This is a genomic window from Gordonia sp. QH-12 (genome assembly GCF_001578675.1).
Taxonomy (GTDB): domain Bacteria; phylum Actinomycetota; class Actinomycetes; order Mycobacteriales; family Mycobacteriaceae; genus Gordonia; species Gordonia sihwensis.
The window spans coordinates 13,776-35,732 of record NZ_KQ969286.1 but is presented as its reverse complement, the minus strand read 5'-3'; the positions used below and the strand labels follow the sequence as shown (position 1 = coordinate 35,732).

Here is a 21,957-nt window from a genome sequence, read left to right as displayed (position 1 = left end):
TCACCCCGCCGGAGAAGGGGCCCGGATCATCGTGCTCGGGGCCCGTTTCCTGCTTCTCGGCAGTTCTTATTCTGCGGCCGGAGCCTCGGTGGCGCCATCGGTGGCCGGTGCGGCCGCCGGAGCGGTCGCCTCAGCCAGGAGTTCCTGCTCCCACTCCGCCAGCGGCTCGCCCTCGCCGGCCTCCGGCTTGGCGTCGCCCGCGGTCTGGCCGGCACGCGCCTGAACGCCCTCGGCGACGGCCGAGGCGATCACGCGGGTCAGCAGAGCGGCGCTGCGGATCGCATCGTCGTTCGCCGGGATCGGGTAGTCGACGACGTCCGGATCGCAGTTGGTGTCCAGGATCGCGATGACCGGGATGTTCAGCTTGCGAGCCTCACCGACGGCGATGTGCTCCTTGTTGGTGTCGACGATCCACACGGCCGAGGGAACCTTGGCCATGTCGCGGATACCGCCGAGCGTGCGCTCCAGCTTGTTCTTCTCACGCGTGAGCATGAGGATTTCCTTCTTGGTGCGACCCTCGAAGCCACCGGTCTGCTCCATGGTCTCCAGCTCCTTCATCCGCTGGAGACGCTTGTGCACGGTGTTGAAGTTGGTGAGCATGCCACCGAGCCAACGCTGGTTCACGTACGGCATGCCGACGCGGGTGGCCTCGGCGGCGATCGACTCCTGAGCCTGCTTCTTGGTGCCGACGAACAGGATGGTGCCGCCGTGGGCGACGGTCTCCTTGACGAACTCGTAGGCGCGGTCGATGTACGACAGCGTCTGCTGCAGGTCGATGATGTAGATGCCGTTGCGGTCGGTGAAGATGAAACGCTTCATCTTCGGGTTCCAACGGCGGGTCTGATGCCCGAAGTGTGCGCCGCTGTCAAGCAGCTGCTTCATGGTCACGACAGCCATGAATATGTCCTCTCTCGCAGTTGTCACCGGCGCTCGGGTCGAGCTCCGGTCCTGGCGCCCGCCATCGGCGAACACACCCGGAGGTATCCGGGACCGCGTGTTCCGATGTAGCTTCTCGCGGGCGCGCGAAGTCACCCAAGACATGCCTGGGTGCGTCGCCAGACTACTCCGATGCGCGATCACCAGCCAAATCAGCGTCTCGGGCGACGACGGCCGCGCGACACGCCGATGGAGCCGAACCTCCGCGCCGTGCGTCTAAGTCCTATGAGGAGGTCCTATGGGGAGTCTCAATACCCGGCGTCGCGCCACCGCCATCGCGCTGGTGTGCGCGAGCGCGCTGCCTGCCGGCCCCGGCGCGGCGTCCGCGCAGCGTGCGTATCACTGGCCGCTGGCCCCGCGCCCGCCCGTGGTCCGCGGATTCGATCCGCCGGCTGAGCGCTGGCTCGCCGGGCACCGCGGCGTCGACCTGGCAGCACCCGCCGAGTCCGCGGTGGTCGCGGCCCGCGCCGGAACGGTCACCTTCGCCGGACCCGTCGCCGGCCGTTCCACCGTCACGGTGCTGCACCCCGACGGGATCAGCACCACGTATGAGCCGGTGGTGCCCCGCGTGCGTCGCGGCGAGCACATCCGAACCGGTCAGCTGGTCGGTGTGCTGCAAACCGGTCACGAGGGGTGCTCCGCGACGGCCTGCCTTCATTGGGGCGCTCGTCGCGGCAGCGGGCGGAGCGTCCGCTACCTCAACCCGCTGAGCCTGCTCGGGTTGTCGACCGTGCGGCTCAAACCACCCCGCTGACGCTGCCGGGTCGGTGATGCGGCCGGTCTCATTCACGACCGCGGGTGCGCCTGTTTGTGGACCGCGCGCAGTCGTTCCACGCTGACGTGCGTGTAGAGCTGCGTGGTCGACAACGACGAGTGCCCCAGCAGTTCCTGCACCACCCGCAGATCGGCGCCTCCCTCCAGCAGGTGGGTGGCCGCACTGTGACGCAGTGCGTGCGGGCCCACCGACCGTCCCGCAGCCTCGGTGGCCCGATGCACCACCGTGCGCGCCATCCGCTGATCGAGCCGTCCTCCCCTGACGCCGACGAACAGGGCCTCCCCCGAGGCGGCGGTCGCGAGCGCCGGGCGCCCACGGCGGCGCCAGGCGTCCAGCGCCGATGCGGCAGGCGCACCGTACGGCACCACCCGCTGCTTGTCGCCCTTGCCGATCACCCGGATCGCGCGGCGATCGTCGTCGACATCGCCGACGTCGAGCCCGCACAGTTCTCCGACACGGATGCCGCAGCCGTAGAGCAGTTCGAGAACCGCACGGTCGCGCAGCGATACCGGGTCGTCGGACGAGGGTCCGTCCGGCGCGGCGGAGTCGACCCGTCGCACCGTCGCCTCGATCGCGTCCGCGGCTTCCTCGGGAGCAAGCACCGCCGGCAGCACCCGGCGCGCCTTGGGCGCCTGGAGGCGCACCGCGGGGTCGACGGACATCTCGCCTTCGCGCGTGGCCCATTCGCAGAACGTCTTGACCGACGACACCCGGCGCGCGACGGTGGTCCGCGCGGCGCCGCGGCGCGAGATCTCCGCCAGCCAGGCGCGGAGCAGGTCGAGATCGACGTCGGTGAGCCGAACTCCGCGCGCACCGGCGAACGCCGTGAGGCCGCGGATGTCGGCGAGATAGGCACGAACGGTGTGCTCACTGCGCCCGGACTCGTATCGCAGGTGCGCTGCGAAGCGATCGAGGAGGTCGGCCATGACTCGATCCTAAAGTCTCACCACATGCACCACATAGACCTCAGCAGCATCAGCGGGCGGATCACGGCAGCGGGGTCGCCCGTGCGGCGGAGCCCCGCGCGGCGATGTCCGCGACTCCCACCGCCGCGGCCAGGAGCGCGACGAGTCCCGCGAACACCAGGCCCGATTCCCGCATTCCGATGGCGAGCGACAGTGCGCCGACACCGATGGCCGGCACGGCGAGCATGAGGTACAGGCCCGCGAAGAAGGCCGAGGACACCGCACCGCGCTGGGCGGGATCGACGCGCTCCACGGTCGCCGCGAGCCCGGCGTTGACGCACAGACCGGCGGATACGCCGAGGACGATCGGCGCGATCAGCAGCGCGGCGAGCGATTCGGCGGAGAGCGCCACCGCGAGAACGGCGGCCGCGACCACCAGTCCGCCGCATCCGGCCTGCATGGCTGCGCGCGACGAGATCCGGCGCGCGACGAACTGACCGACGACCATGAACGCGAATGCGAGGAAGACCACCAGACCCGCCACAGTGTGCGAACCGATGCCGAGGTAGCGCACCAGGAACAGGGCCGACACCGCGGTGAGGACACCGCACACGGCGAACCCCGCGCCCGCGGCGAGGACGCCCCGGACGAACGCTCCGCGGATCGGTGCGGGAACGGTCAGTCGCGGCGCCTGCAGTCGCAGCGGCGCGGGGTCGGCCGGGGCCGGCGTGAACGCACGGAGTGTGACGAACGCCAGTACCGACAGCCCCAGGTGCACCGCGTACGGCAGCGTCAGCGGAGCCGACGAGAGATCGGCGACGACCCCGGCGAAGAGGGTGCCGACACCGAGGCCGCCGGTGTTGACGGCGATCGCGAGCATTCCTGCGCGCGCTTTGTCTGCGGGACCGACCAGATCGATCACCGCGGCCGTGCCGGTGCCGCTCATCAGTCCGGCACTCAGTCCCGACACGATCCGGGCCGCGATCAGCAGCGGAAGCGACAGCGGCAGCAAGAACATGACCGCACTGATCACGGCGAGGACCAGGGCGGTCAGCAGGATCGGGCGGCGGCCGATCTGATCGGACAGCCGTCCGAAGACGATGAGCGCGAACATCACGCCGAAGGCGTAGACGGCGAACAGGATCGTCACCGTGAACTCGGTGAAGTCGAGCCGCTGCGAATAGAGCGAGTACAGCGGGGTGGGAAGGGTGGTCCCCATCATCGTGACCAGGAAGGCGAAGGCCGTCGCCAGGACGGCTCCCCGCCGCGCGGGCGCGGAAATCATGAACACTCCACCATTCGCTGAGAACATGCGTTGACTATTCAGAACATGCGTTGACTGGGCGACCGTCGACGAGACAAAGCGGTCCGTAAAGGAAGCTAGCAGCGGATGCCGGTGTGGTATCCCCCACTCGTGCGAAAACTACTTAACCTCGGTTACCTATTTCACGCTAAGTTTCCTGATGCCTCGCGTTCCCCGGCCTGGCGTCATCCTTCTTTCGAAAGCTCCACCGCCCCGTGACATCCCCCAGTACCTCCGCCGACCACCACGACACGACCGAACACCCGCGCCTGGCCGTCGCAATCCTCTGCGCCGCCGGAATCGTGGTGGCGCTGATGCAGACGATCATCGTGCCGCTGATCCCCGACCTGCCGGCCATCCTCGGCACCTCACCGACCAATGCGTCCTGGGCGCTGACGATCACGCTGCTCGTCTGTGCGGTGGTGACGCCCATCTCGGGCCGCCTCGGCGACATGATCGGCAAGCGGCTGGTCCTCATCGCCAGTCTCGGCGCGGTAGCGGCGGGATCGGTCGTCTGCGCGCTCTCGTCGGGGCTGGCACTGTTCCTCATCGGACGCGGAGTTCAGGGTCTGGGCATCGGCACCATCGCGGTCGGCATCAGCCTGATGCGCGACATCGTGCCCCCGGCGCGCCTCGGCTCGTCTATCGGCGCGATGTCGGCCTCGCTCGGCGTCGGCGGATCACTCGGCCTCCCGTTCGCCGCGGTGATCGCCCAGCAGGTGAGCTGGCACGCACTGTTCTGGGTGAGCGCGGCGGTCGGCGTGATCGCCGCGTCGGCCGTCGCGGCGGCCGTCCCGCGCAGTTCGATCGCCACGGGCGGGCGCTTCGACCTGGTGGGCGCGATCGGGCTCACCGTCCTGCTGAGCTGCATTCTGCTCGCTCTCTCCAAGGGCGACGCCTGGGGCTGGTCGAGCCCGGCCGTGCTCGGCCTGTTCGCCGCGTTCGTCGTCTCCTCGGCGCTGTGGTGGCGATGGGAGAAGCGCGTGGACAATCCGCTGATCGACCTCGCCACCAGCATTCGACGTCCCATCCTGCTGACCAACATCGCCTCCGTCGCCACCGGTTTCGCGTTCTACGCCATGCAGATCATGCCGATCCAGGTGCTCGAGGCCCCGACCTCCACCCAGACCGGCGTCGGACTGACCATCGTGGAGGCCAGCCTCGTGCTGATGCCCTCCGGGCTGGTGATGTTCGCGTTCTCCTACGTCAGCGCGTGGATGACGCGGCGCTTCGGCGCACGGGTCTCACTGGCCTCCGGCGGCGTGGTGATCGGGGTCGGTTACCTGGGCTTCCTGCTGATGATCGCGGGGCCCTGGCATCCGACGTGGGGATTCATGGTCATCGTGAACTGCTTCGTCGGTGCCGGCCTGGGCGTCGCGTATTCGGCGATGCCCGCCCTCATCATGGACTGGGTCCCGGTGACGCAGACCGGGGAGGCCAACGGCGTCAACGCACTGATGCGATCGGTCGGCACGTCCACTGCCACGGCCGTGATCGGCATGATCCTGGCCGCGTCCGTCGAGACCGTCTCGACGACCGGCGGGGCCGTCGCCGTACCCTCCACGGACGCCTATGTGTGGGCGTCGATCGTCGCGCTCGTCACGTGTGCCCTGGCGACTGTCGCCGCGCTGGGCGTGCCCGCGAGCCGGCTCCGCGACGAACGCGTCGTCTGAGCCGCCCGCCCGTCACACGTGCGATTCGGCCTTGCGCAGTTCGGCCTTCCACTGGCGGAAGCCCTCTTCGGTGCGGCCTCGGCGCCAGTAGCCGGAGATCGACGCCGCGCGCTTGGCGCTCACGCCACGTTCCTTCCGCACGTAGCCGCGCAGATTCTTCATCACCGCCTGTGCCTCGCCGTGGATGAACACCTGCGGTTCACCGTCGAGCCACTGCGCGGCGCGCACCGCGGCGATGACCGGCGCGTTGTCGCCCGACCGGTCGTCGGGGGCCTCGTTGGACGGCGCCCCGCGATGCACCCAGGTGATCTCGGCACCGGCGGGAGCGGTCAGCTCCACCTCGTCCTCGGGGCCGGCGACCTCGATGAACACCTTGGCCACCGCGTCCTGCGGCATCGCTTCGAGCGCCGCGGCCAGCGCGGGCAGGCCGGCTTCGTCCGACACCAGCAGGTGCCAGGGCGCGTCGGCCATGGGCCGGTAGCCGCTGCCCGGTCCCAGGAGGGTCACCGATTCGCCCGGCCGCACGCCTGCGGCCCACGGTCCGGCGACGCCCTCGTCACCGTGGACCACGAAGTCGATCGCCAATTCCGCGGCGTCCGGCCGGTAGTGACGGACCGTGTACGTGCGCAGGATCGGCTGCTGTTCGGCGGGATACGTGTCCCGGATCGCGTCCATGTCGACCGGCCGCGGGTAATCGACGCCCTCGGGTGCGAAGACGATCTTCACGTACATGTCGGTGTCGTAGTGACCGTCCTGTCCGCCCGCGGGGCGGAAGGCGGCGAACTCGTCACCGCCCAGCCACACGCGCACCATGTGCGGGGTCAGCCGCTCTGTCCGCAGGACCGTCAACGTGGTCACCGGCTTCGCCATCTGGTCTCCTCTTTCGGCACAACAAGATTAGGGCATCCTAAGATGCTCGCTCCATCGTAGGCGTCCCCCGACGTTCCCACCACCGGCGGTGTCCCACTCATCGAGCTCCCAACCGCCACGTGCCGTCGGAGCCGGCGACATGACCGGACAGGTCGAGCGCCGCGAGGGCCCGAAGGACGTCGTCGATCGGCAGCCCCGCGGCGAACGCGATCTCGTCGACGGTGAGACCGCCGCGCGCGGGCAGCGCCTCCACCACGCGCAGCTGATCCGGACGCAGATCGTCGGTGCGGCGGCGCGGTGCCGCCTCCCGCGTGTCGCATCCGTCCGGGCTCGCGAGCGAGATCGCGGCGCCCGAATCGGCGACCAGCACGGCGTCGCCGTCGGCGATCATGGCGTTGGCACCCACCGAGGTGGCGCTGGTGACCGACCCGGGCACCGCCCCGAGCGGCCGGCCCAGCCGTTTGGCCCACGCCGCGGTGTTGGCCGCGCCCGACCGCCGTCCGGCCTCCACCACGATCACCGCGGACGAGAACGCCGCGACCAGACGATTCCGGGTGAGGAATCGATGTTTGGCCGCGGATGTGCCCGGCGGATACTCGCTGACGACGAGCCCGGTCTCGACGATCCGGTGCAGCAACTGCGCGTGCCCGGACGGATACGTGCGGTCGATGCCGCACGCGAGGACAGCCACGGTGGTGCCTCCCGCACCGAGCGCTCCTCGATGCGCTGCCCCGTCGATCCCGTACGCCCCACCCGACACCACCGACCAGCCCTCGTCCGCCAGCGCGGCCGCCATCGCTCCGGCGACGTGATCGCCGTACGACGATGAGGCGCGCGAGCCGACCAGCGCCATCGACCTGCCCACCGCGTCACCGCACGAGGCCGGCCCGCGCACCCAGAGTGCGAGCGGAGCTCCGCCCCGCGCGGCACTGTCCGCCTGATCGAGCGCCAGCAGCTGCCATCCGGGCCAGTCCGGATCGTCTCTGGTGAGCAGGCGCGCACCGATGCGCTCACACCTGGCCAGGTCCTCCGCCGCGGTGTCGGTCGCGGCGCGCGCCTGCGTGGGTGCCAGAACGCCGCGGTGCGCGGCGGGAACCTTCCGCGAACGAACCGCCGCGGCGGCGTCCAGCGGGCCGAGTTCGGCCACCAACGCGATCAGTGCCGCACACGGCGGCTCGGCCACCGCCGCGAGGTATGCCCACGCGCGGGCCGCCTTGTCGTCGGTCACGGTCGCCCTCCCCGGTCGCGGTACAGCAGCGCCGACACGATGTCGTCCTCCCCCGGCGCGTCGCCGCCCCGCAGATCGGTCAACGTCCAGGCCAGACGCAGCGCCCGATCGGCGCCGCGCGCCGTGATCCGTCCGGTGCGCAACGCCGCCTCCAGCGGCCGGCGCACCTGCGGCCCCGGCCGGAATCGGTGCCGCAGCGCGCTGCCCGGCACCTCGGCGTTGGTGCGCCAGCCGAATTCGGACCACCTCTCCCGCGCCGCCTCGCGCGCCCGCAGCACCCGCTCGGCGATCGCCGCGCTCGGCTCACCGCGTTCGGTCAGCAGTGTGACGTCGCCGGGCGGGTCCATGGCCACGCGGATGTCGATCCGGTCCATCAGCGGGCCCGACAGCCGGCCCAGATAGCGGCGGCGCTGGATGGACGTGCAGATGCAGTCGACGTCCTTCGCGGGCGCGCACGGACACGGGTTGGCCGCGAGGATCAACTGGAAGCGCGCCGGATAGCGGGCGGTCCCGTCGCGACGCGAGATCCGGACCTCCCCCTCCTCCAGCGGCTGCCTCAGCGAATCGAGGACTTTCGGTCCCATCTCCGCGCATTCGTCGAGGAAGAGGATTCCGCGGTGCGCCCGCGACACCGATCCCGGCCGCGCGATCCCGGTCCCGCCGCCCAGCAGCGCGGTGATGCTCGTGCTGTGGTGCGGTGCCACGAACGGCGGCAGGGTGATCAACGGCCGATGCTCGGGCAGCGTTCCCGCGATCGAATGGATCGCGGTCACCTCCAGCGACTCCTCCTCGGTGAGGCTCGGCAGAATACCCGGCAACCGGCACGCCAGCATCGTCTTGCCGATGCCGGGCGGACCGGTCATCAGCAGGTGATGCGATCCGGCCGCGGCGATCTCGAGCGCGCGCCGTGCCGTCGCCTGGCCGGCCACGTCGGCCATGTCGGGGATCTCCGGCGGCGCCGGCTCCGCGGTCTCGCCGTCGACGGTGTCGAGCGCGCGATCTCCGCTCAACCACGACAGCACGTCCGACAGCGACCGCGCCCCGCCGATGTCGAGCCCCGACACCAGAGCCGCCTCGGCGACGTTCTCGGCCGGCACCACCGCCCGCTCGAACCCGGCCTCCCGCGCTGCCAGCAGCAGTGGCAGCACCCCGCGCACCGGACGCACCCGGCCGTCGAGCGCCAGTTCGCCGAGCATCACCGTCCCCGGCAGCCTCGTGGTGGGCACCTTCTGCGCCGCTATCAGCACACTGACCGCCATCGGCAGATCGAAGCCCGGCCCGCTCTTGGGCAGTCGGGCCGGTGCCAGCGCGATCGTGACCTTGGTGGTCGGGAACTGTATCGCGCTGTTCGCGATCGCGGCCCGCACGCGCTCCTTCGCCTCACGCAGCGAGGTGTCCACACTCCCGCTGATGGTCAGCCCGGGCAGCCCCGCGCTGATGTTGGCCTGAATCTCGATCACATCGGCGGCGAAGGCGTTGAGCCCCACCGAGTGCACTCTCCCCAGTCCGGACATCGGGCGCTACTCGCACACACCGACGTGGTGCCACCACATCGCGCGCTCGAGGTCCTCCGGATCGGTCATGTCCAACTGCACCGAGACCACGTCGAAACGGACGACCTCCCAGAACGCGTCCTGCTGAGCCAGCCACTGCTGTGCCAGCCGCCGCATCCGGCGCAGCTTGTCGGGGGTCACCGCACCGAGCGGATCGGTGAACGTCCGGCTGGCCCGCGTCTTCACTTCCACGATCACCAGAGTCCGACCGTCGGCGGCGACGATGTCGAGCTCGCCGTACCTCGTCCGCCAGTTCCGGTCGAGGATCCGCCAGCCGAGATCCGCCAGGCGCGCCGCGGCCAGATCCTCGCCGACCCGCCCGATCAGACCGCGGCGGTCCACGCCCCGCTTCTCCCGCTTTCGCTGCTCCCGTTGTTCCCCCATGCGGGACAGGATGCGCCGCTGCGGCGACCCGTGACAGGTCCCGATCACCCGTTCCTCGGCGAGTGTGCATACCGCGGGTGTTCTGCACAGTCCGCGACCACCCGCCCGGGCTCAGGGCTCGTCGGGCAGCCGCAGTTCCGGCTTCTCCAGTTCCTCGATGTTGACGTCCTTGAACGTCACCACGCGAACCTGCTTGACGAAGCGAGCGGGCCGGTACATGTCCCACACCCACGCATCGGTCATGTGAATCTCGAAATAGACTTCGCCGTCCGCATTGCGCGGAACCAGATTCACACCGTTCGCGAGGTAGAAGCGGCGCTCGGTCTCCACGACGTAGGTGAACTGACCGACGATGTCCTTGTACTCCTTGTACAGGGACAGCTCCATCTCGGCTTCGTACTTCTCGAGATCCTCAGCGCTCATCAGGCCAGCCTATCGCGGACGTTCCGGTACGACATACGGTGCTCCGCCGAGGGACCGCGCGCGTCCAGACACTCCATGTGCAGGGCCGTGCTGTAGCCCTTGTGCACCGCGAACTGATAGCCCGGCACCTCGTCGTCGAGTGCCACCATCATCCGGTCGCGGGTCACCTTCGCGAGGATCGAGGCGGCGGCGATGCACGCCGCGTTCGCGTCGCCCCCGATCACCGGTAGCGACGGCGCAGGCAGCCCCGGCACGTGGAATCCGTCGGACAGGACGTACCCGGGCCGCACCGACAGTCCGGCCACCGCGCGCCGCATGCCTTCGATGTTGGCGACGTGGACCCCGAGCCGGTCCACCTCGGCCGCCGGGATCGCCACCACCTTCCAACTGACCGCATGCCGCACGACCGCCGAGTAGAGCTTCTCGCGCACCGGCTCCGAGAGCTTTTTGGAGTCGTCCAGCGCAGCGAGAGACTTCAGTTGCGAAGTGCTCAGCACGCACGCCGCCACCACCAGCGGGCCGGCGCACGCACCCCGGCCTGCCTCGTCGACGCCGGCCACCGGGCCGAGCCCCTGGCGGGCCAGGGTGAACTCCAGTGTCCGCAATCCCGCTGCCTTCCGAACCGGCGACCGCGGGGGCCATCGAGTCGATCCGGGCATCAGCTCTGCGGGTCGACCGAGCCCACGCCCCCGATCCGGGAGAACGGGTAGATGATGAACCGGACCTTGCCGCGGACGTCGGAGACCGGCACCGTGCCGTGGAACTCGTCGTCGATGTGGGCCCGTGAGTCGGCGGAGTTGCTGCGGTTGTCGCCCATCACCCAGAGATTGCCCTCGGGCACCTTGATCGGGCCGAAGTCGCTGCCGTAGCACGAGCCCTGACCGAGCACCCCGCCCGACTGCTGGTAGGTCTGCGCCTGCAACTGCTTGTCGATGTACGGCTCGTGGAGGGGCTTGCCGTCCACCGTGACACCCTTGCCGTCGGCCTCGCGGCACTGGACGGTCTGCCCGCCGACCGCGATCACCCGCTTGACGAGGTTGTTCTCGTCCGGCGGCGCGAGAGCGAACAGCGACAGCACGTCCTGGATCTTGTGCACCACCGGGTTCGACGAGCGAGGCGACGACCACCCTTCGTCCCACGAACTGGTCGGGGCCTTGAAGACCACCACGTCACCTGGCTTCGGGTCACTGAACCGGTACACCATCTTGTCGACCACGATGTGGTCGTTGGTGCACCCGTAGCAGCCGTGCAGGGTCGGTTCCATGGACTCCGACGGCACCACGTACTGCCGGAAGAAGAACTGGGTGAACACGAACATGAGCACCAGCACGATGCCGACGATGATCAGCAGTTCGCGGAGCCAGCGGCTCTTGCCCTTCTGCTCGTCCTCGGGGGCGTCGTCCCGGAAGGTGAATCCGGAATCGGACTCGGCGCCCCCACTGCTGCCGCGCTCGTCGTTAGCCTGCGACGGGTCGTCCCCGCGGGTGTTGTCGTCCACGTAGAACAGGGTACTGATGTCCGTCACCGCTCCCGACCACCCGGTTCACTTTCGACGCGCCGCCGGGCCGACACGAACAGACCCCGCCCCGCGGGCCGAAGTGGTCGGCGCCGTGCGGGACGGGGTCTGGATTTTCGTTTCTCGCCGGGGCGAGCAGAAGCTCAGCGCTTCTCCTTGATCTTCGCAGCCTTGCCGCGCAGATCGCGCAGGTAGTACAGCTTCGCGCGACGGACGTCACCGCGGGTCAGGACGTCGATCTTGGCGATGTTCGGGCTGTGCACGGGGAAGGTGCGCTCCACACCGACACCGAACGAGACCTTGCGGACCGTGAAGGTCTCGCGGATGCCGCCGCCCTGGCGGCGGATCACGACGCCCTTGAAGACCTGCACGCGCTCCTTCGATCCCTCGATGACCTTGACGTGCACGTCGAGGGTGTCGCCGGGGCCGAACTCGGGGATGTCGTCGCGAAGGGACTGCTTGTCGATGAGGTCCAGGGTGTTCATTTCTCGTCCAATCTGGGCGGGGACAGAGGAACCTGGCGGCCCCGACGCGAATTCGGCGGGGTTCGACCGGTTCATGCCCGTGGCATGGGGTCCGTGCGCTGCAGCGGTCGACGCGAGGTCTCCGGCAGGCAACCTGAAACATTGTGCCACCTCCACCCGGCATGAGGGAAATCCGCGATCACAGCGTCAGGTCGAGTTCCTGGTCGTCATCGTCGCCGGGCGGTTGCACGTCGGTGCCGGGCCCGGCCTCGGGAACGCCTTCCTCGAGATCGCCGATGACCGCCGGCGCGACGAGCGGCTGCGGGCCCAGCACGAGGATCCCCTCCGTCGCCGAGCGCAGATAGTCGGCGGGCCTGTGGCCGTCCTCGTCCTCGGAGCGTCGCGCCGACGGTGCGGCTCCGTACGGCCCGCCGCCCGGCCGGGAGGCGGAGGCATTGCCTGCCGTCGCCGGGCGCCCTGCCGGCACCGACGCCGCTCGCGACGCGGGCGAGGTCGTCTGCGCGGTCGTCTCAGACACGACCGACCTCGGCGCGGCCGGCACCGACGGGGCGGCCCGCACCGGCGGCGGGACGGTGGCGAGGACGCCAGGCGCGGCTGAGAGCTCCGCCGACCGAGCCGAAGACGTGTGACGAGACGGGCCAGGGCGGGCGGTGCTGCCCGGCGGGCCGGTACCGCCGTCGCCCGCGGACGGGCCGGTCGGGCCTCTCGCAGCGGCCGGAGCCGCTCCCGGTGAGGGTCCGGGACCCGCCGACGACTGCTTCGGGCCCGCATCCGCGGCGACACCGGGTCGCGGAGGGCCGGCCGCGGGCGCGGCGCCGGCGCCCTGATCGGGTGCGGCGGCGACCGGACCGTCCCCGACCGGCGGTCCGTCGCCGGACGGGACGTCCACGGCCATCGGTCCGGCCACTGCCGGAACTGCCGCTCGGTCGGCCGTGTCGGCGGCCGCGGGTGCTCCGTGCGAGGCAGGCGACGCGTCCGGACCGCCGGAGAGGAGGCCGCGGGCCGAGGAGTCCATCGGAGCGTTGTACACCCCGGCCAGTTCGGTGCCGACGCCGAGCAGCGCCGACAGCACTGCGGGCTGGGTGGTGCCGACGACGCTCAGTGCGACGATCCTGGGCCGATACGCCACCGCTCCGGCCAGCACGCCCGAGGCGGAGGCCAGCGAGCTACGGCCGCTCGCGAGACGATCCGAGGTGGAAGTGATCCGCTCCGCGAGATCGACACCGGCCCGCGCCCCGCCGTCCGCGGCCGCACCGACGAGCGAACCGGTGCCGAACACGGCGGCCATCCGCTCCCCGATCGCCCGCGCGGCGTCGACGATGCGGGCGATCTCCGCGGCGTCGGCCGCGGCTGCGCCGGGATCCATCGAATCGAGCCGGGCGAGGAGTTCCTCGGCGGCCACCGTCCACGTGGTGCTCATACTCGTTGGACGCAGCGGCGGCCGCACCGGTTCCGCGACACGCCGCAGCACACGGCGTCCGCCCGCCCGGATCAGTCCTCCAGCAGGTCCGGGCGCCGCTCACGCGTGCGTTCGCGCGACTGCTCGTGCCGCCACTGCGCGACTCGGCCGTGGTCTCCGGACAGGAGCACCGCGGGCACCTCCAGTCCGCGCCACACTCTGGGACGGGTGTAACTAGGACCTTCGAGCAACCCGTCGGAGAACGAATCCTCCTGGTGCGACTGCGGATTGCCGAGCACACCCGGCATCAGACGGGTGGTGGCCTCGACCATGGCGAGGACGGCCACCTCGCCGCCGATCAGCACGAAGTCGCCGAGCGAGACCTCCTCCACACGCACCCGGCGGGCGGCGTCGTCGAAGACCCGCTGATCGATCCCCTCGTAACGGCCGCACGCGAAGACCAGATGCCGCTCGGAACTCCAGCGCTGGGCCGTGGCCTGTGTGAAGGGCACGCCCGCCGGCGTCGGCACCACCAGCAGCGCGTCGTCCGGGCAGACGGCGTCGAGCGCCTCGCCCCACACCTGTGGCTTCATCACCATCCCTGGACCGCCGCCGTAGGGCGCGTCGTCGACGCTGTGGTGGACGTCGTACGTCCACTGCCGCAGATCGTGGACGCCGACCTCGATCAGTCCGGCGTCGATCGCCTTTCCGAGGAGTGCCGCCCGCATCGGTTCGAGGTACTCCGGGAAGATCGTCACGACATCAATGCGCATGTCAGTCCTCGACGGGGTCGATCAGGCCGTCGGGCGGATCGATCTCGATGCCCTCGCGGGTCACGGTGGGGACGATCTCGCGCACGAACGGCACTAGCACCTCGCGACCGTCACCGGTGGTCACCGACAGCAGTTCGCCACCGGGCAGGTGCAGCACCTCTCTGACCGTGCCGACGCTCTCACCGCCGACCGTCGCGACGGGCAGTCCCTCGAGCTCGTGGTCGTAGAACTCGTCCGGGTCGTCGCCGGAGTCGACGTCGGCGGCGTCGATGACGAACAGGGTGCCGCGCAGCCGGTCCGCCTCGTCGCGACCGCCTACGCCGGCAAGCGACAGCAACAGCCGCCCGGCATGCATCCGGGCGGCTGTCACTTCGTACTCGGTCTCCCCGCCGCCGGCAGTCCGCGGGGCACGGCCGCGCAGGCGCGTGCCGACCGCGAAACGTCCGGCGGGATCGTCCGTGCGGATGTCGACGACGACTTCACCGCGGACTCCGTGCGTCTTGACGACACGACCGATCACCAGATCCATCAGATCCGAGTCCTGCTTTCGATCAGCGATCGGTGTCGACGATGTCCACGCGCACGCCGCGGCCGCCGATGCCGGAGACCAGGGTGCGCAGCGCGGTGGCGGTGCGGCCGTTGCGGCCGATCACCTTGCCGAGATCGTCGGGGTTGACATGAACCTCGACCATCCGGCCGCGACGGCCGGTGATGAGGTCGACCCGGACGTCGTCCGGGTTGGCGACGATGCCGCGAACGAGGTGTTCGACGGCGTCCGCGACGACGGCGCTCACGCGTCCGCCTTGGCGTCACCGGCCTCCTCGGCGGGAGCCTCGGCAGCGGCGTCGTCGGCCTTCTCGTCAGCCTTCTTCGCCTTCTTCTTGGCGGTGGTCGCGGCGGCGGCCGGCTCGTTCTCGGCAGCGGCGAGGGCGGCGTTGAACAGATCCTGCTTGGAGGTCTTCGGCTCGGCGACCTTCAGGGTGCCCTCGGCGCCCGGCAGGCCCTTGAACTTCTGCCAGTCACCGGTGATCTTCAGGATGGCGGCGACCGGCTCGGTCGGCTGCGCGCCGACGCCCAGCCAGTACTGAGCGCGCTCCGAGTCGACCTCGATCAGCGACGGCTCTTCCTTCGGGTGGTACTTGCCGATGGTCTCGATGACGCGGCCGTCGCGGCGAGTGCGGGCGTCGGCGACGACGATGCGGTACTGCGGGTTGCGGATCTTGCCGAGCCGGGTGAGCTTGATCTTGACAGCCATGTGGGCGTCTCCTTGTGTCACAGCGCAATTCAGCGGCCCGCCGATCGGCGACGAGCCCGGTTTTGCGTTCTCTATCGGGGTGACCGCCGGTCGGCCGTGGCCGGCTCCGGCGAACCAGCGACTCATTCTGCCAGAGGTACGAGCCGCCACCCAAACCGGAGCGCCGGCTCACTGGGTCCCGACCACCGGAAATCGGTCCCGGCGCGTGCAGCCGGTAGCGTGACATCGGACATCGGCGGCCGCACCGGCCGCCGCACGACGCCCCGGAGACCTGAGAATCCATGCTGCACGCCCTGTCGCTCGCATTCGTCGACTCGGTGAACGTGCTCCTGATCGGGGTTCTCGTCACGCTGGCGCTCATACTGGGCCCCGGCCAGTACCGGCGGATCGCGCCGCTGGTGCTGATCGGCGACTGGCTCGGGGTTCTCGTTCTGGCGATCGCCGTGATGCTGGTGTTCGACGGCCTCCAATCGGTGGTCGACGCCGTGATCTCCTCGCCGCTGTTCGGGATCCTGCTGATCCTGACCGGTCTGCTCACCGCATTCCTCACCTGGCGCGGCGGTGACTCGTCGGACCTCGTCGACAAGATCCTCACGCCGCTGCGGGCGCCGTCCCCTCTGACCCTGCTGGTCGGATTCGTGCTCGGCGTGGTCCAGTCGGCCACGTCCGTGCCGTTCTACGCGGGCCTGGCGGTCCTGTCGGCGACCGACATCCCGCTCACCGAGCGGTATCTCGGTGTGGTCCTGTACGCCACGGTGGCCCTGAGCCTGCCCCTGCTCGCCGGCCTGGCGCTGGTGGTGGTGCGTGCCCGCCCACACTGGTGGATCGGTCGGGTGTTCGCCTACGGCCGGCGCAACCGCGAAGTGGTGATCCGCTATGCGGGCTGGTTCGTCACGGTGCTGCTGATCGTGATCGGCGTGCTGCAGATCCTCGGCTGACCGGCGCGGCTCACGCCGTGGGCTATGCGATCTTCTCGCCGCCGCAGACCACGTGGAGCGGTCGCCGCAACGTCGTCAGGTCGGCAGCCGGATCGGCGTCGAGGACCATGAAGTCGGCGCGTGCACCGTGCTCGAGCCCGGACGCTCCCAGCCACTCGCGCGGGGCGGTCGAGGCCGCGGCCAGCGCGTCGAGCGGGCTGAAACCGACACCGACGAGGGCCTCGATCTCGTCGACGATCCGGCCGTGCCCGATGAACCCGCCCGCATCGGTGCCCGCGTAGATCCGCACCCCCGCCTCGCGGGCCCGGGCGAAGACCTCGCCTCGACCGGCGTACAGCGCCCGCATGTTGGCCTGGTACCTCGGGAATCGGTCCGCACCGTCGGCGATCTCCGGGAAGTTCTCCAGCTGAATCAGGGTCGGCACCAACGCGATGTCCTTGCGCACCATCTCGTCGATCAGGTCCTCGCTCAGACCGGTGCCGTGCTCGATCGAGTCGAACCCCGCCCCGATGATGTCGTCGAGCCCGTCCGCTCCGAAGACGTGGGCGGTGATCCGGGCACCGTTCTCGTGCGCGGCGGCGACGGCCGCGTCGAGCTGATCGCGGGTCCACAGCGGAGCCAGATCGCCCACCTCGCGGTCGATCCAGTCGCCGACCAGCTTGACCCATCCGTCTCCGTCGCGGGCCTGACGTGCCACCTCGTCCGCCAGATCGTCCGGGTTCTCGAGTTCCACACCGTAGTCGCGCAGGTAGCGCTTGGGCCGGGCGATGTGCTTGCCCGACCGGATGAAACGGGGCCCGGTCGGGTCGGCGTCGAGCGGATGGGTGTCGAGCGGCGATCCCACCTCGCGGATCAGCAGCGCACCGGCCCGGGCGTCGGCCCTCGCGTACTCGCGCGCCCGGTCGATGGTGACCCCGAGCCCGGGTGCGATGCCGACGTGGTTGTGCGCGTCCACCAGACCCGGGACGATACATCCGCCCCCGGCCTTCTCAGCGCCGGCGACCGGCTCGGTCGAGACGGCTCCGTCGACGACCCAGAAGGTCAGGGCCTCGCCGGTGAACGGATCGGTACCGGTGAATTCGAGCGCTTGAGTCATCACAGGGCCTTTCGCGGCCGAGCCGTTCGCGATTCGGCGACGGCCGGCGACCGCTGACTTCTCGGGAAACCTACTTCTTGGGGAACTTCAGGTCGTTGAGGTCGATGCCCTCCAGACCGGGCGGCAGTTCGTCGAGGCCGGGAGGCATGTTGCTCAGATCCAGACCGGGCGGCAGTCCCATGCCCGGCGGCATGCCGGGCATGCCCGGGAATCCGCCGCGCATCGCCTTGGGCGGCGTGGGTCCGCGACCCTTGCCCTTCCCCTTCTTGCCCTTCTTGCCCTTGCGCGCGTTCTTGCGGCCGCCGCCCATGCCCATCCGGCCCGACATCTGCGACATCATCTTGCGTGCGGCGAAGAACCGGTCGACGAGCTGGTTCACGTCGGTCACCGTGACGCCGGAGCCGTTCGCTATGCGGATCCGTCGGGAGGCGTTGATGATCTTCGGGTTGTCGCGCTCGGCGGGCGTCATGCCCCGGATGATCGCCTGGATCTTGTCGAGCTGCTTGTCGTCGACCTGCGAGAGCGCGTCCTTCATGTCGCCTGCGCCGGGAAGCATGCCCAACAGGTTCCCGATCGGTCCCATCTTGCGGATCATCAGCATCTGCTGCAGGAAGTCCTCCAGCGTCAGCTCGCCCTGGCTGATCTTGGCAGCGGTCTTCTCCGCCTCGGCCTGGTCGAAGTGCTGCTCGGCCTGCTCGATGAGCGAGAGGACGTCGCCCATCCCCAGGATGCGGCTGGCCATGCGGTCCGGATGGAAGACGTCGAAGTCGTCGAGTTTCTCACCGGTCGAGGCGAACATGATCGGCCGTCCGGTGATCTCGCGGACCGAGAGCGCGGCGCCGCCCCGGGCGTCGCCGTCGAGCTTGGTGAGGACCACGCCGGTGAAGTCGACGCCGTCGGCGAAGGCCTGGGCGGTGGTGACCGCGTCCTGGCCGATCATGGCGTCGAGGACGAACAGCACCTCGTCCGGGTCGGTCGCGTCCCGGATGTCGGAGGCCTGCCGCATCAGTTCCGCGTCGATGCCCAGACGGCCCGCGGTGTCGATGATGACCACATCGTGCTGCTTGTCGCGGGCCTCCTGCACGCCGGCCCGTGCGACGGCGACCGGATCGGCCGAGCCGTCGACGCCGAGTTCGCCCTCGCCGCCGACCGAGGTGCCCGGATGCGGCGCGAAGACCGGCACTCCGGCCCGCTCACCGACGATCTGGAGCTGCTGCACGGCGCCGGGGCGCTGTAGGTCACAGGCCACGAGCAGCGGCGTGTGACCCTGCTTGACCAGCCACGCCGACAGCTTGCCCGCGAGGGTCGTCTTACCGGCGCCCTGCAGACCGGCGAGCATGATGACCGTCGGCGGGTTCTTTGCGAGGCGGATGCGCCGCGTCTCGCCGCCCAGGATGCCGACCAGTTCCTCGTTGACGATCTTGACGATCTGTTGAGCCGGATTCAGGGCGCCGGAGACCTCGGCGCCCTTCGCGCGTTCCTTGATGCGGCTGATGAAGGCGCGGACCACGGGCAGCGAGACGTCGGCCTCGAGCAGTGCGAGGCGGATCTCGCGCGCGGTCGCGTCGATGTCCGCGTCGGTCAGCCGTCCCTTGCCGCGCAGGTCCTTCAGAGCACCGGTCAACCGGTCAGAGAGGGATTCGAACATTCCTCCATCCTTCCACGTCCGGGCACGGCGATGTCGCGCGGATCGTGATCGGCTCCGGGCCGGGCCTCACCGCGTGGGCGCGCAGACCGCCAGGACCGCCGCCGCCACCGCGTGGCGCGCCGCCGGTCCGTCGTCCGGGAGGCTGAGGCAGAAGGTGTCGACGGCCGTCGCACCCAGGGTGGAGACCTTCGCCCAGGCGACGTCGGCACGCGCCTTCTCCAGCTCGGCGGCGACGCGCGCGAGAAGGCCTTCGTCGTCGGCCGCGCGCAGTTCCAGCAGCGGACGCCCGTGCGGGCCCGCGAGCCAGCGTGCCCGCGGCGGCGCCGCGGTGCGGCTCACCGGGACCGCGGGTCGGCCGGAGACCCCCGCCTCGGGCAGGCGGGCTGCCGCCCGCGCCGCCAGCTCGGCCACCGGGTCCCGATCGCCGTCGAGCACCGCGGCCAGACGTTGCCGCAGCAGCGGCGCATCGGGCGGACCGCCGAAGGTCGGCATCACCACGAACGAGTCGACGGCGTGCCCGGCATGACCGGCGACCGTCGCCGAGTGCGCGTGCAGGCCCGACAGTGCGAGCACACCGGCCATCTTCGACAGCAGTCCCGGCCGGTCGGGCGCGATCATGGTGACGATCGTCATGTTCGGACCGTCCCCGGGACGCAGGCTCACGTGGAGACCGCCGCGGTCGGCCAGCTCACGCAGGTCCGGCGGGATCGGGTCGGGTGCGGGCACCGGCGCTCCGCCGATGTGCGCGACGACGCGTTCGACCAACCCGGAGATCAGGGTGGCCTTCCACTCCCCCCACACCCCCGGGCCGGTGGCGCGGGAGTCGGCGTCCGAGAGGGCTCCCAGGAGTTCGGCCAGGACCGCGCTCCCGCCGAGCACGTCGGCCACGTGCGCCACGACCTCCGGATCGGCCGGGTCGCGACGCGTCACCACCCGGTGGAGCAGCAGATGGTGGCGGACGAGTTCGGCGAGCAGGCGCCGATCCGGCTCCCACAGGCCCAGACGCCGCCCGATGTGTTCGGCGAGTTCGGCGCCGACGGCGCAGTGGTCGCCGCCGCGCCCCTTGCCGATGTCGTGCAGCAACGCGCCGAGCAGCAGCAGATCGGGACGCGAGACGCTGGTGGTCAGTTCCGCCGCCGCGGCGACCGTCTCGATGAGATGCCGGTCGACGGTCCAGGTGTGAATGCCGTCGCGGGGCGGCAGGTCGCGGACCCGATCCCATTCGGGGAACAGTGCGCCCCACAGTCCGGCCCGGTCGAGGGCCTCGATCGGGCCGGCCATGTCGTGCCCCGACGCCAGCAGCACCAGCAGATCGGCGAGGGCCTCCGACGACCACGGCTCCGGCATCGGCGCACCGTAGGTGGCCAGGCGCTCGAGCGCCGGGCCGTTGATCGGCAGCCGGTTCCGGGCGGCCGCGGCGGCCACCCGCAGCACCAGACCCGGATCCTGGCTGGGAATGGCCGAGCGTGCGAGTACCACCTCGCCGCCCTGTTCGACCACCCCTTCGTCGAGCGGGCGCCGCAATGCCGCGGCGCGGCGCAACCGAGAGAACCCGCGTCGGCTCACGGCGTTCTGGGCGGTGCGCAAACCGGCGTCGACAGCGTACGAGGTGGTCCGTCCGGCATCGCTGATCCGCCGGGAGAGCTCGAAGCGATCGGCGACACCGAGTGCCGCGGCGATGTCGTCGGCATCCTGGGCGCGGATCTGGTCACGTGCCCGGCCGGCGATCCGATGCGCCTCGCCGCGCGCGGCGAGCAGGAAGTCGTAGGCACGCGGCAGCGGCGAACCCTCGGTGCCGGGATCGAGACGGGCGAGCCCGTCGGTCAACTGCGCGAGCGCGAGCGCATTCAGCAACTGGATGTCGCGCAGTCCCCCGCGGCCGTTCTTCAGATCCGGCTCGGCGCGGTGGGCGATGTCGCCGGTGCGCCGCCAGCGGTCTTCCGCGGCTTCGATCACCTGCGGCAACCGCATCCGCGCCTCCGACCGCCAGAGGTTGCGCACCGAGACGGTCATCAACCGGGCGAGGTCCTCGTCGCCGGCGATGAACCGGGAGTCGAGGAGCCCGAGCGCGGCCGTGGCGTCCTCGCGCGTCACCCGCATGGCCTCCGGCACCGATCGCACACTGTGGTCGAGGGAGATTCCCGCGTCCCACAGCGGGTACCAGAGTCCGTCCGCCACCTCCGAGAGTCGTTCGGGGTACCGGTCGTCGTGCACCAGGATCAGGTCGAGGTCGGAGTAGCCGACCATCTCCCGGCGACCCAGGCTGCCGACCGCGACAACGGCGAATCCGCTGCGCTCGACGATCCCGAGCGACCGTGCCCGCTCCACGAGCCAGTCCTCGAACAGTGCGCCGATCGCCTCGCGCTGACGCGCTCCGACCAGGGAATCGTCCTGCAGCAGCACCGATCTCGCCGCACCGAGCGTGGCGCCGGAGGTGGACCCCGGCGCCCGCCCGGCCTCAGATGGCCTCTGGTCCGCGTTCACCGGTCCGCACCCGGATGATCGACTCCACCGGTGTCACCCAGACCTTCCCGTCACCGATCTTCCCGGTGCGGGCCGACTCGACGATCACCTCGGCCACCTGGTCCACTGCCTCATCGTCGACGACGACCTCCACCCGGACCTTCGGGACGAAGTCGACGGCGTACTCGGCGCCGCGGTACACCTCGGTGTGCCCCTTCTGCCGCCCGTAGCCCTGTACCTCGCTGACGGTCATCCCGACGATCCCGATGTGCTCCAGACCGGCTTTGACGTCCTCGAGGGTGAACGGCTTGACGATTGCGGTGATCAGTTTCAT

Annotated in this window: 23 protein-coding genes; 3 read left to right on the top strand and 20 right to left on the bottom strand. The window is 70.4% G+C overall.

Annotated features, from left to right (window positions below):
• Positions 1 to 66 precede the first annotated feature (66 nt).
• Positions 67 to 897, bottom strand: a complete 831-nt coding sequence (rpsB, locus tag Y710_RS05930; protein WP_006897894.1) for a 30S ribosomal protein S2 — start codon at positions 895 to 897, stop codon at positions 67 to 69.
• A gap of 277 nt (positions 898 to 1,174) precedes the next feature.
• On the opposite strand from rpsB, the gene Y710_RS05925 reads away from it, so the two are divergent.
• Entirely contained in the window at positions 1,175 to 1,690 is a 516-nt protein-coding gene (locus tag Y710_RS05925) for a M23 family metallopeptidase (RefSeq protein ID WP_062366803.1), read from the top strand.
• Positions 1,691 to 1,722: 32 nt separating this feature from the next.
• Here Y710_RS05925 and Y710_RS05920 read toward each other — a convergent pair whose 3' ends face one another.
• Together Y710_RS05920 and Y710_RS05915 are read right to left on the bottom strand one after the other, a co-directional pair.
• The gene (locus Y710_RS05920; RefSeq protein WP_006897896.1) at positions 1,723 to 2,637 is read right to left on the bottom strand and encodes a tyrosine recombinase XerC; all 915 of its coding nucleotides are present in this window, start codon (positions 2,635 to 2,637) and stop codon (positions 1,723 to 1,725) included.
• Between the two features lie 61 nt (positions 2,638 to 2,698).
• Complete coding sequence (locus Y710_RS05915; RefSeq protein ID WP_062366886.1) at positions 2,699 to 3,901, bottom strand: MFS transporter; 1,203 nt, start codon at positions 3,899 to 3,901, stop codon at positions 2,699 to 2,701.
• 233 nt (positions 3,902 to 4,134) lie between these two features.
• Between Y710_RS05915 and Y710_RS05910 the strand changes: the two genes are divergently transcribed.
• Positions 4,135 to 5,592 (top strand): MFS transporter, encoded by a 1,458-nt coding sequence (locus Y710_RS05910; protein WP_082781261.1) that lies wholly within the window; start codon positions 4,135 to 4,137, stop codon positions 5,590 to 5,592.
• Positions 5,593 to 5,604: 12 nt separating this feature from the next.
• On the opposite strand, the gene Y710_RS05905 is transcribed toward Y710_RS05910, so the two are convergent.
• The 13 genes from Y710_RS05905 to rpsP all read right to left on the bottom strand — a co-directional run bounded on the left by Y710_RS05905 (position 5,605) and on the right by rpsP (position 15,478).
• On the bottom strand, positions 5,605 to 6,462 hold the full coding sequence (locus Y710_RS05905) for a siderophore-interacting protein (protein WP_062366798.1): 858 nt from the start codon (positions 6,460 to 6,462) through the stop codon (positions 5,605 to 5,607).
• A gap of 97 nt (positions 6,463 to 6,559) precedes the next feature.
• Positions 6,560 to 7,690 carry a DNA-processing protein DprA gene (dprA, locus tag Y710_RS05900; RefSeq protein WP_062366796.1) on the bottom strand — a complete coding sequence of 377 codons (1,131 nt, stop codon included), beginning with the start codon at positions 7,688 to 7,690 and terminating at the stop codon, positions 6,560 to 6,562.
• The gene (locus Y710_RS05895; RefSeq protein WP_062366794.1) at positions 7,687 to 9,204 is read right to left on the bottom strand and encodes a YifB family Mg chelatase-like AAA ATPase; all 1,518 of its coding nucleotides are present in this window, start codon (positions 9,202 to 9,204) and stop codon (positions 7,687 to 7,689) included. Before Y710_RS05895 ends, dprA begins: the two co-directional genes overlap by 4 nt.
• 6 nt (positions 9,205 to 9,210) lie before the next feature.
• Positions 9,211 to 9,627 (bottom strand): YraN family protein, encoded by a 417-nt coding sequence (locus Y710_RS05890; RefSeq protein ID WP_082781265.1) that lies wholly within the window; start codon positions 9,625 to 9,627, stop codon positions 9,211 to 9,213.
• 111 nt (positions 9,628 to 9,738) lie between these two features.
• Positions 9,739 to 10,050 (bottom strand): DUF2469 domain-containing protein, encoded by a 312-nt coding sequence (locus Y710_RS05885; protein WP_006897903.1) that lies wholly within the window; start codon positions 10,048 to 10,050, stop codon positions 9,739 to 9,741.
• The gene (locus Y710_RS05880) at positions 10,050 to 10,709 is read right to left on the bottom strand and encodes a ribonuclease HII (protein WP_062366791.1); all 660 of its coding nucleotides are present in this window, start codon (positions 10,707 to 10,709) and stop codon (positions 10,050 to 10,052) included. The genes Y710_RS05885 and Y710_RS05880 overlap by 1 nt, the downstream gene beginning before the upstream one ends.
• A complete protein-coding gene (lepB, locus tag Y710_RS05875; RefSeq protein ID WP_006897905.1) occupies positions 10,709 to 11,575 on the bottom strand; it encodes a signal peptidase I in 867 nt (288 codons plus the stop codon). Before lepB ends, Y710_RS05880 begins: the two co-directional genes overlap by 1 nt.
• Positions 11,576 to 11,709: 134 nt before the next feature.
• Positions 11,710 to 12,051, bottom strand: coding sequence for a 50S ribosomal protein L19 (gene rplS / locus Y710_RS05870; protein WP_006897906.1), 342 nt, complete (start codon positions 12,049 to 12,051; stop codon positions 11,710 to 11,712).
• Positions 12,052 to 12,229: 178 nt separating this feature from the next.
• Entirely contained in the window at positions 12,230 to 13,471 is a 1,242-nt protein-coding gene (locus tag Y710_RS05865; protein ID WP_062366790.1) for a hypothetical protein, read from the bottom strand.
• A gap of 71 nt (positions 13,472 to 13,542) precedes the next feature.
• Entirely contained in the window at positions 13,543 to 14,223 is a 681-nt protein-coding gene (gene trmD / locus Y710_RS05860; protein ID WP_062366788.1) for a tRNA (guanosine(37)-N1)-methyltransferase TrmD, read from the bottom strand.
• Position 14,224: 1 nt separating this feature from the next.
• Positions 14,225 to 14,752 (bottom strand): ribosome maturation factor RimM, encoded by a 528-nt coding sequence (rimM, locus tag Y710_RS05855; protein ID WP_006897909.1) that lies wholly within the window; start codon positions 14,750 to 14,752, stop codon positions 14,225 to 14,227.
• A gap of 22 nt (positions 14,753 to 14,774) precedes the next feature.
• Positions 14,775 to 15,017: an RNA-binding protein gene (locus tag Y710_RS05850; RefSeq protein ID WP_006897911.1), complete on the bottom strand. Its 243-nt coding sequence runs from the start codon at positions 15,015 to 15,017 to the stop codon at positions 14,775 to 14,777.
• A complete protein-coding gene (gene rpsP / locus Y710_RS05845) occupies positions 15,014 to 15,478 on the bottom strand; it encodes a 30S ribosomal protein S16 (protein ID WP_006897912.1) in 465 nt (154 codons plus the stop codon). Before rpsP ends, Y710_RS05850 begins: the two co-directional genes overlap by 4 nt.
• Positions 15,479 to 15,759: 281 nt before the next feature.
• On the opposite strand from rpsP, the gene Y710_RS05840 reads away from it, so the two are divergent.
• Positions 15,760 to 16,416, top strand: coding sequence for a hypothetical protein (locus Y710_RS05840; RefSeq protein ID WP_006897913.1), 657 nt, complete (start codon positions 15,760 to 15,762; stop codon positions 16,414 to 16,416).
• Between the two features lie 22 nt (positions 16,417 to 16,438).
• Here the strand turns inward: Y710_RS05840 and Y710_RS05835 are convergent, their stop codons facing one another.
• The 4 genes from Y710_RS05835 to Y710_RS05820 form a co-directional block, all read right to left on the bottom strand.
• Positions 16,439 to 17,512: an amidohydrolase family protein gene (locus tag Y710_RS05835; RefSeq protein ID WP_062366786.1), complete on the bottom strand. Its 1,074-nt coding sequence runs from the start codon at positions 17,510 to 17,512 to the stop codon at positions 16,439 to 16,441.
• A gap of 70 nt (positions 17,513 to 17,582) precedes the next feature.
• Entirely contained in the window at positions 17,583 to 19,160 is a 1,578-nt protein-coding gene (ffh, locus tag Y710_RS05830) for a signal recognition particle protein (protein ID WP_006897915.1), read from the bottom strand.
• A gap of 66 nt (positions 19,161 to 19,226) precedes the next feature.
• Complete coding sequence (locus Y710_RS05825) at positions 19,227 to 21,644, bottom strand: [protein-PII] uridylyltransferase (RefSeq protein ID WP_062366784.1); 2,418 nt, start codon at positions 21,642 to 21,644, stop codon at positions 19,227 to 19,229.
• Entirely contained in the window at positions 21,619 to 21,957 is a 339-nt protein-coding gene (locus Y710_RS05820) for a P-II family nitrogen regulator (RefSeq protein WP_006896676.1), read from the bottom strand. Before Y710_RS05820 ends, Y710_RS05825 begins: the two co-directional genes overlap by 26 nt.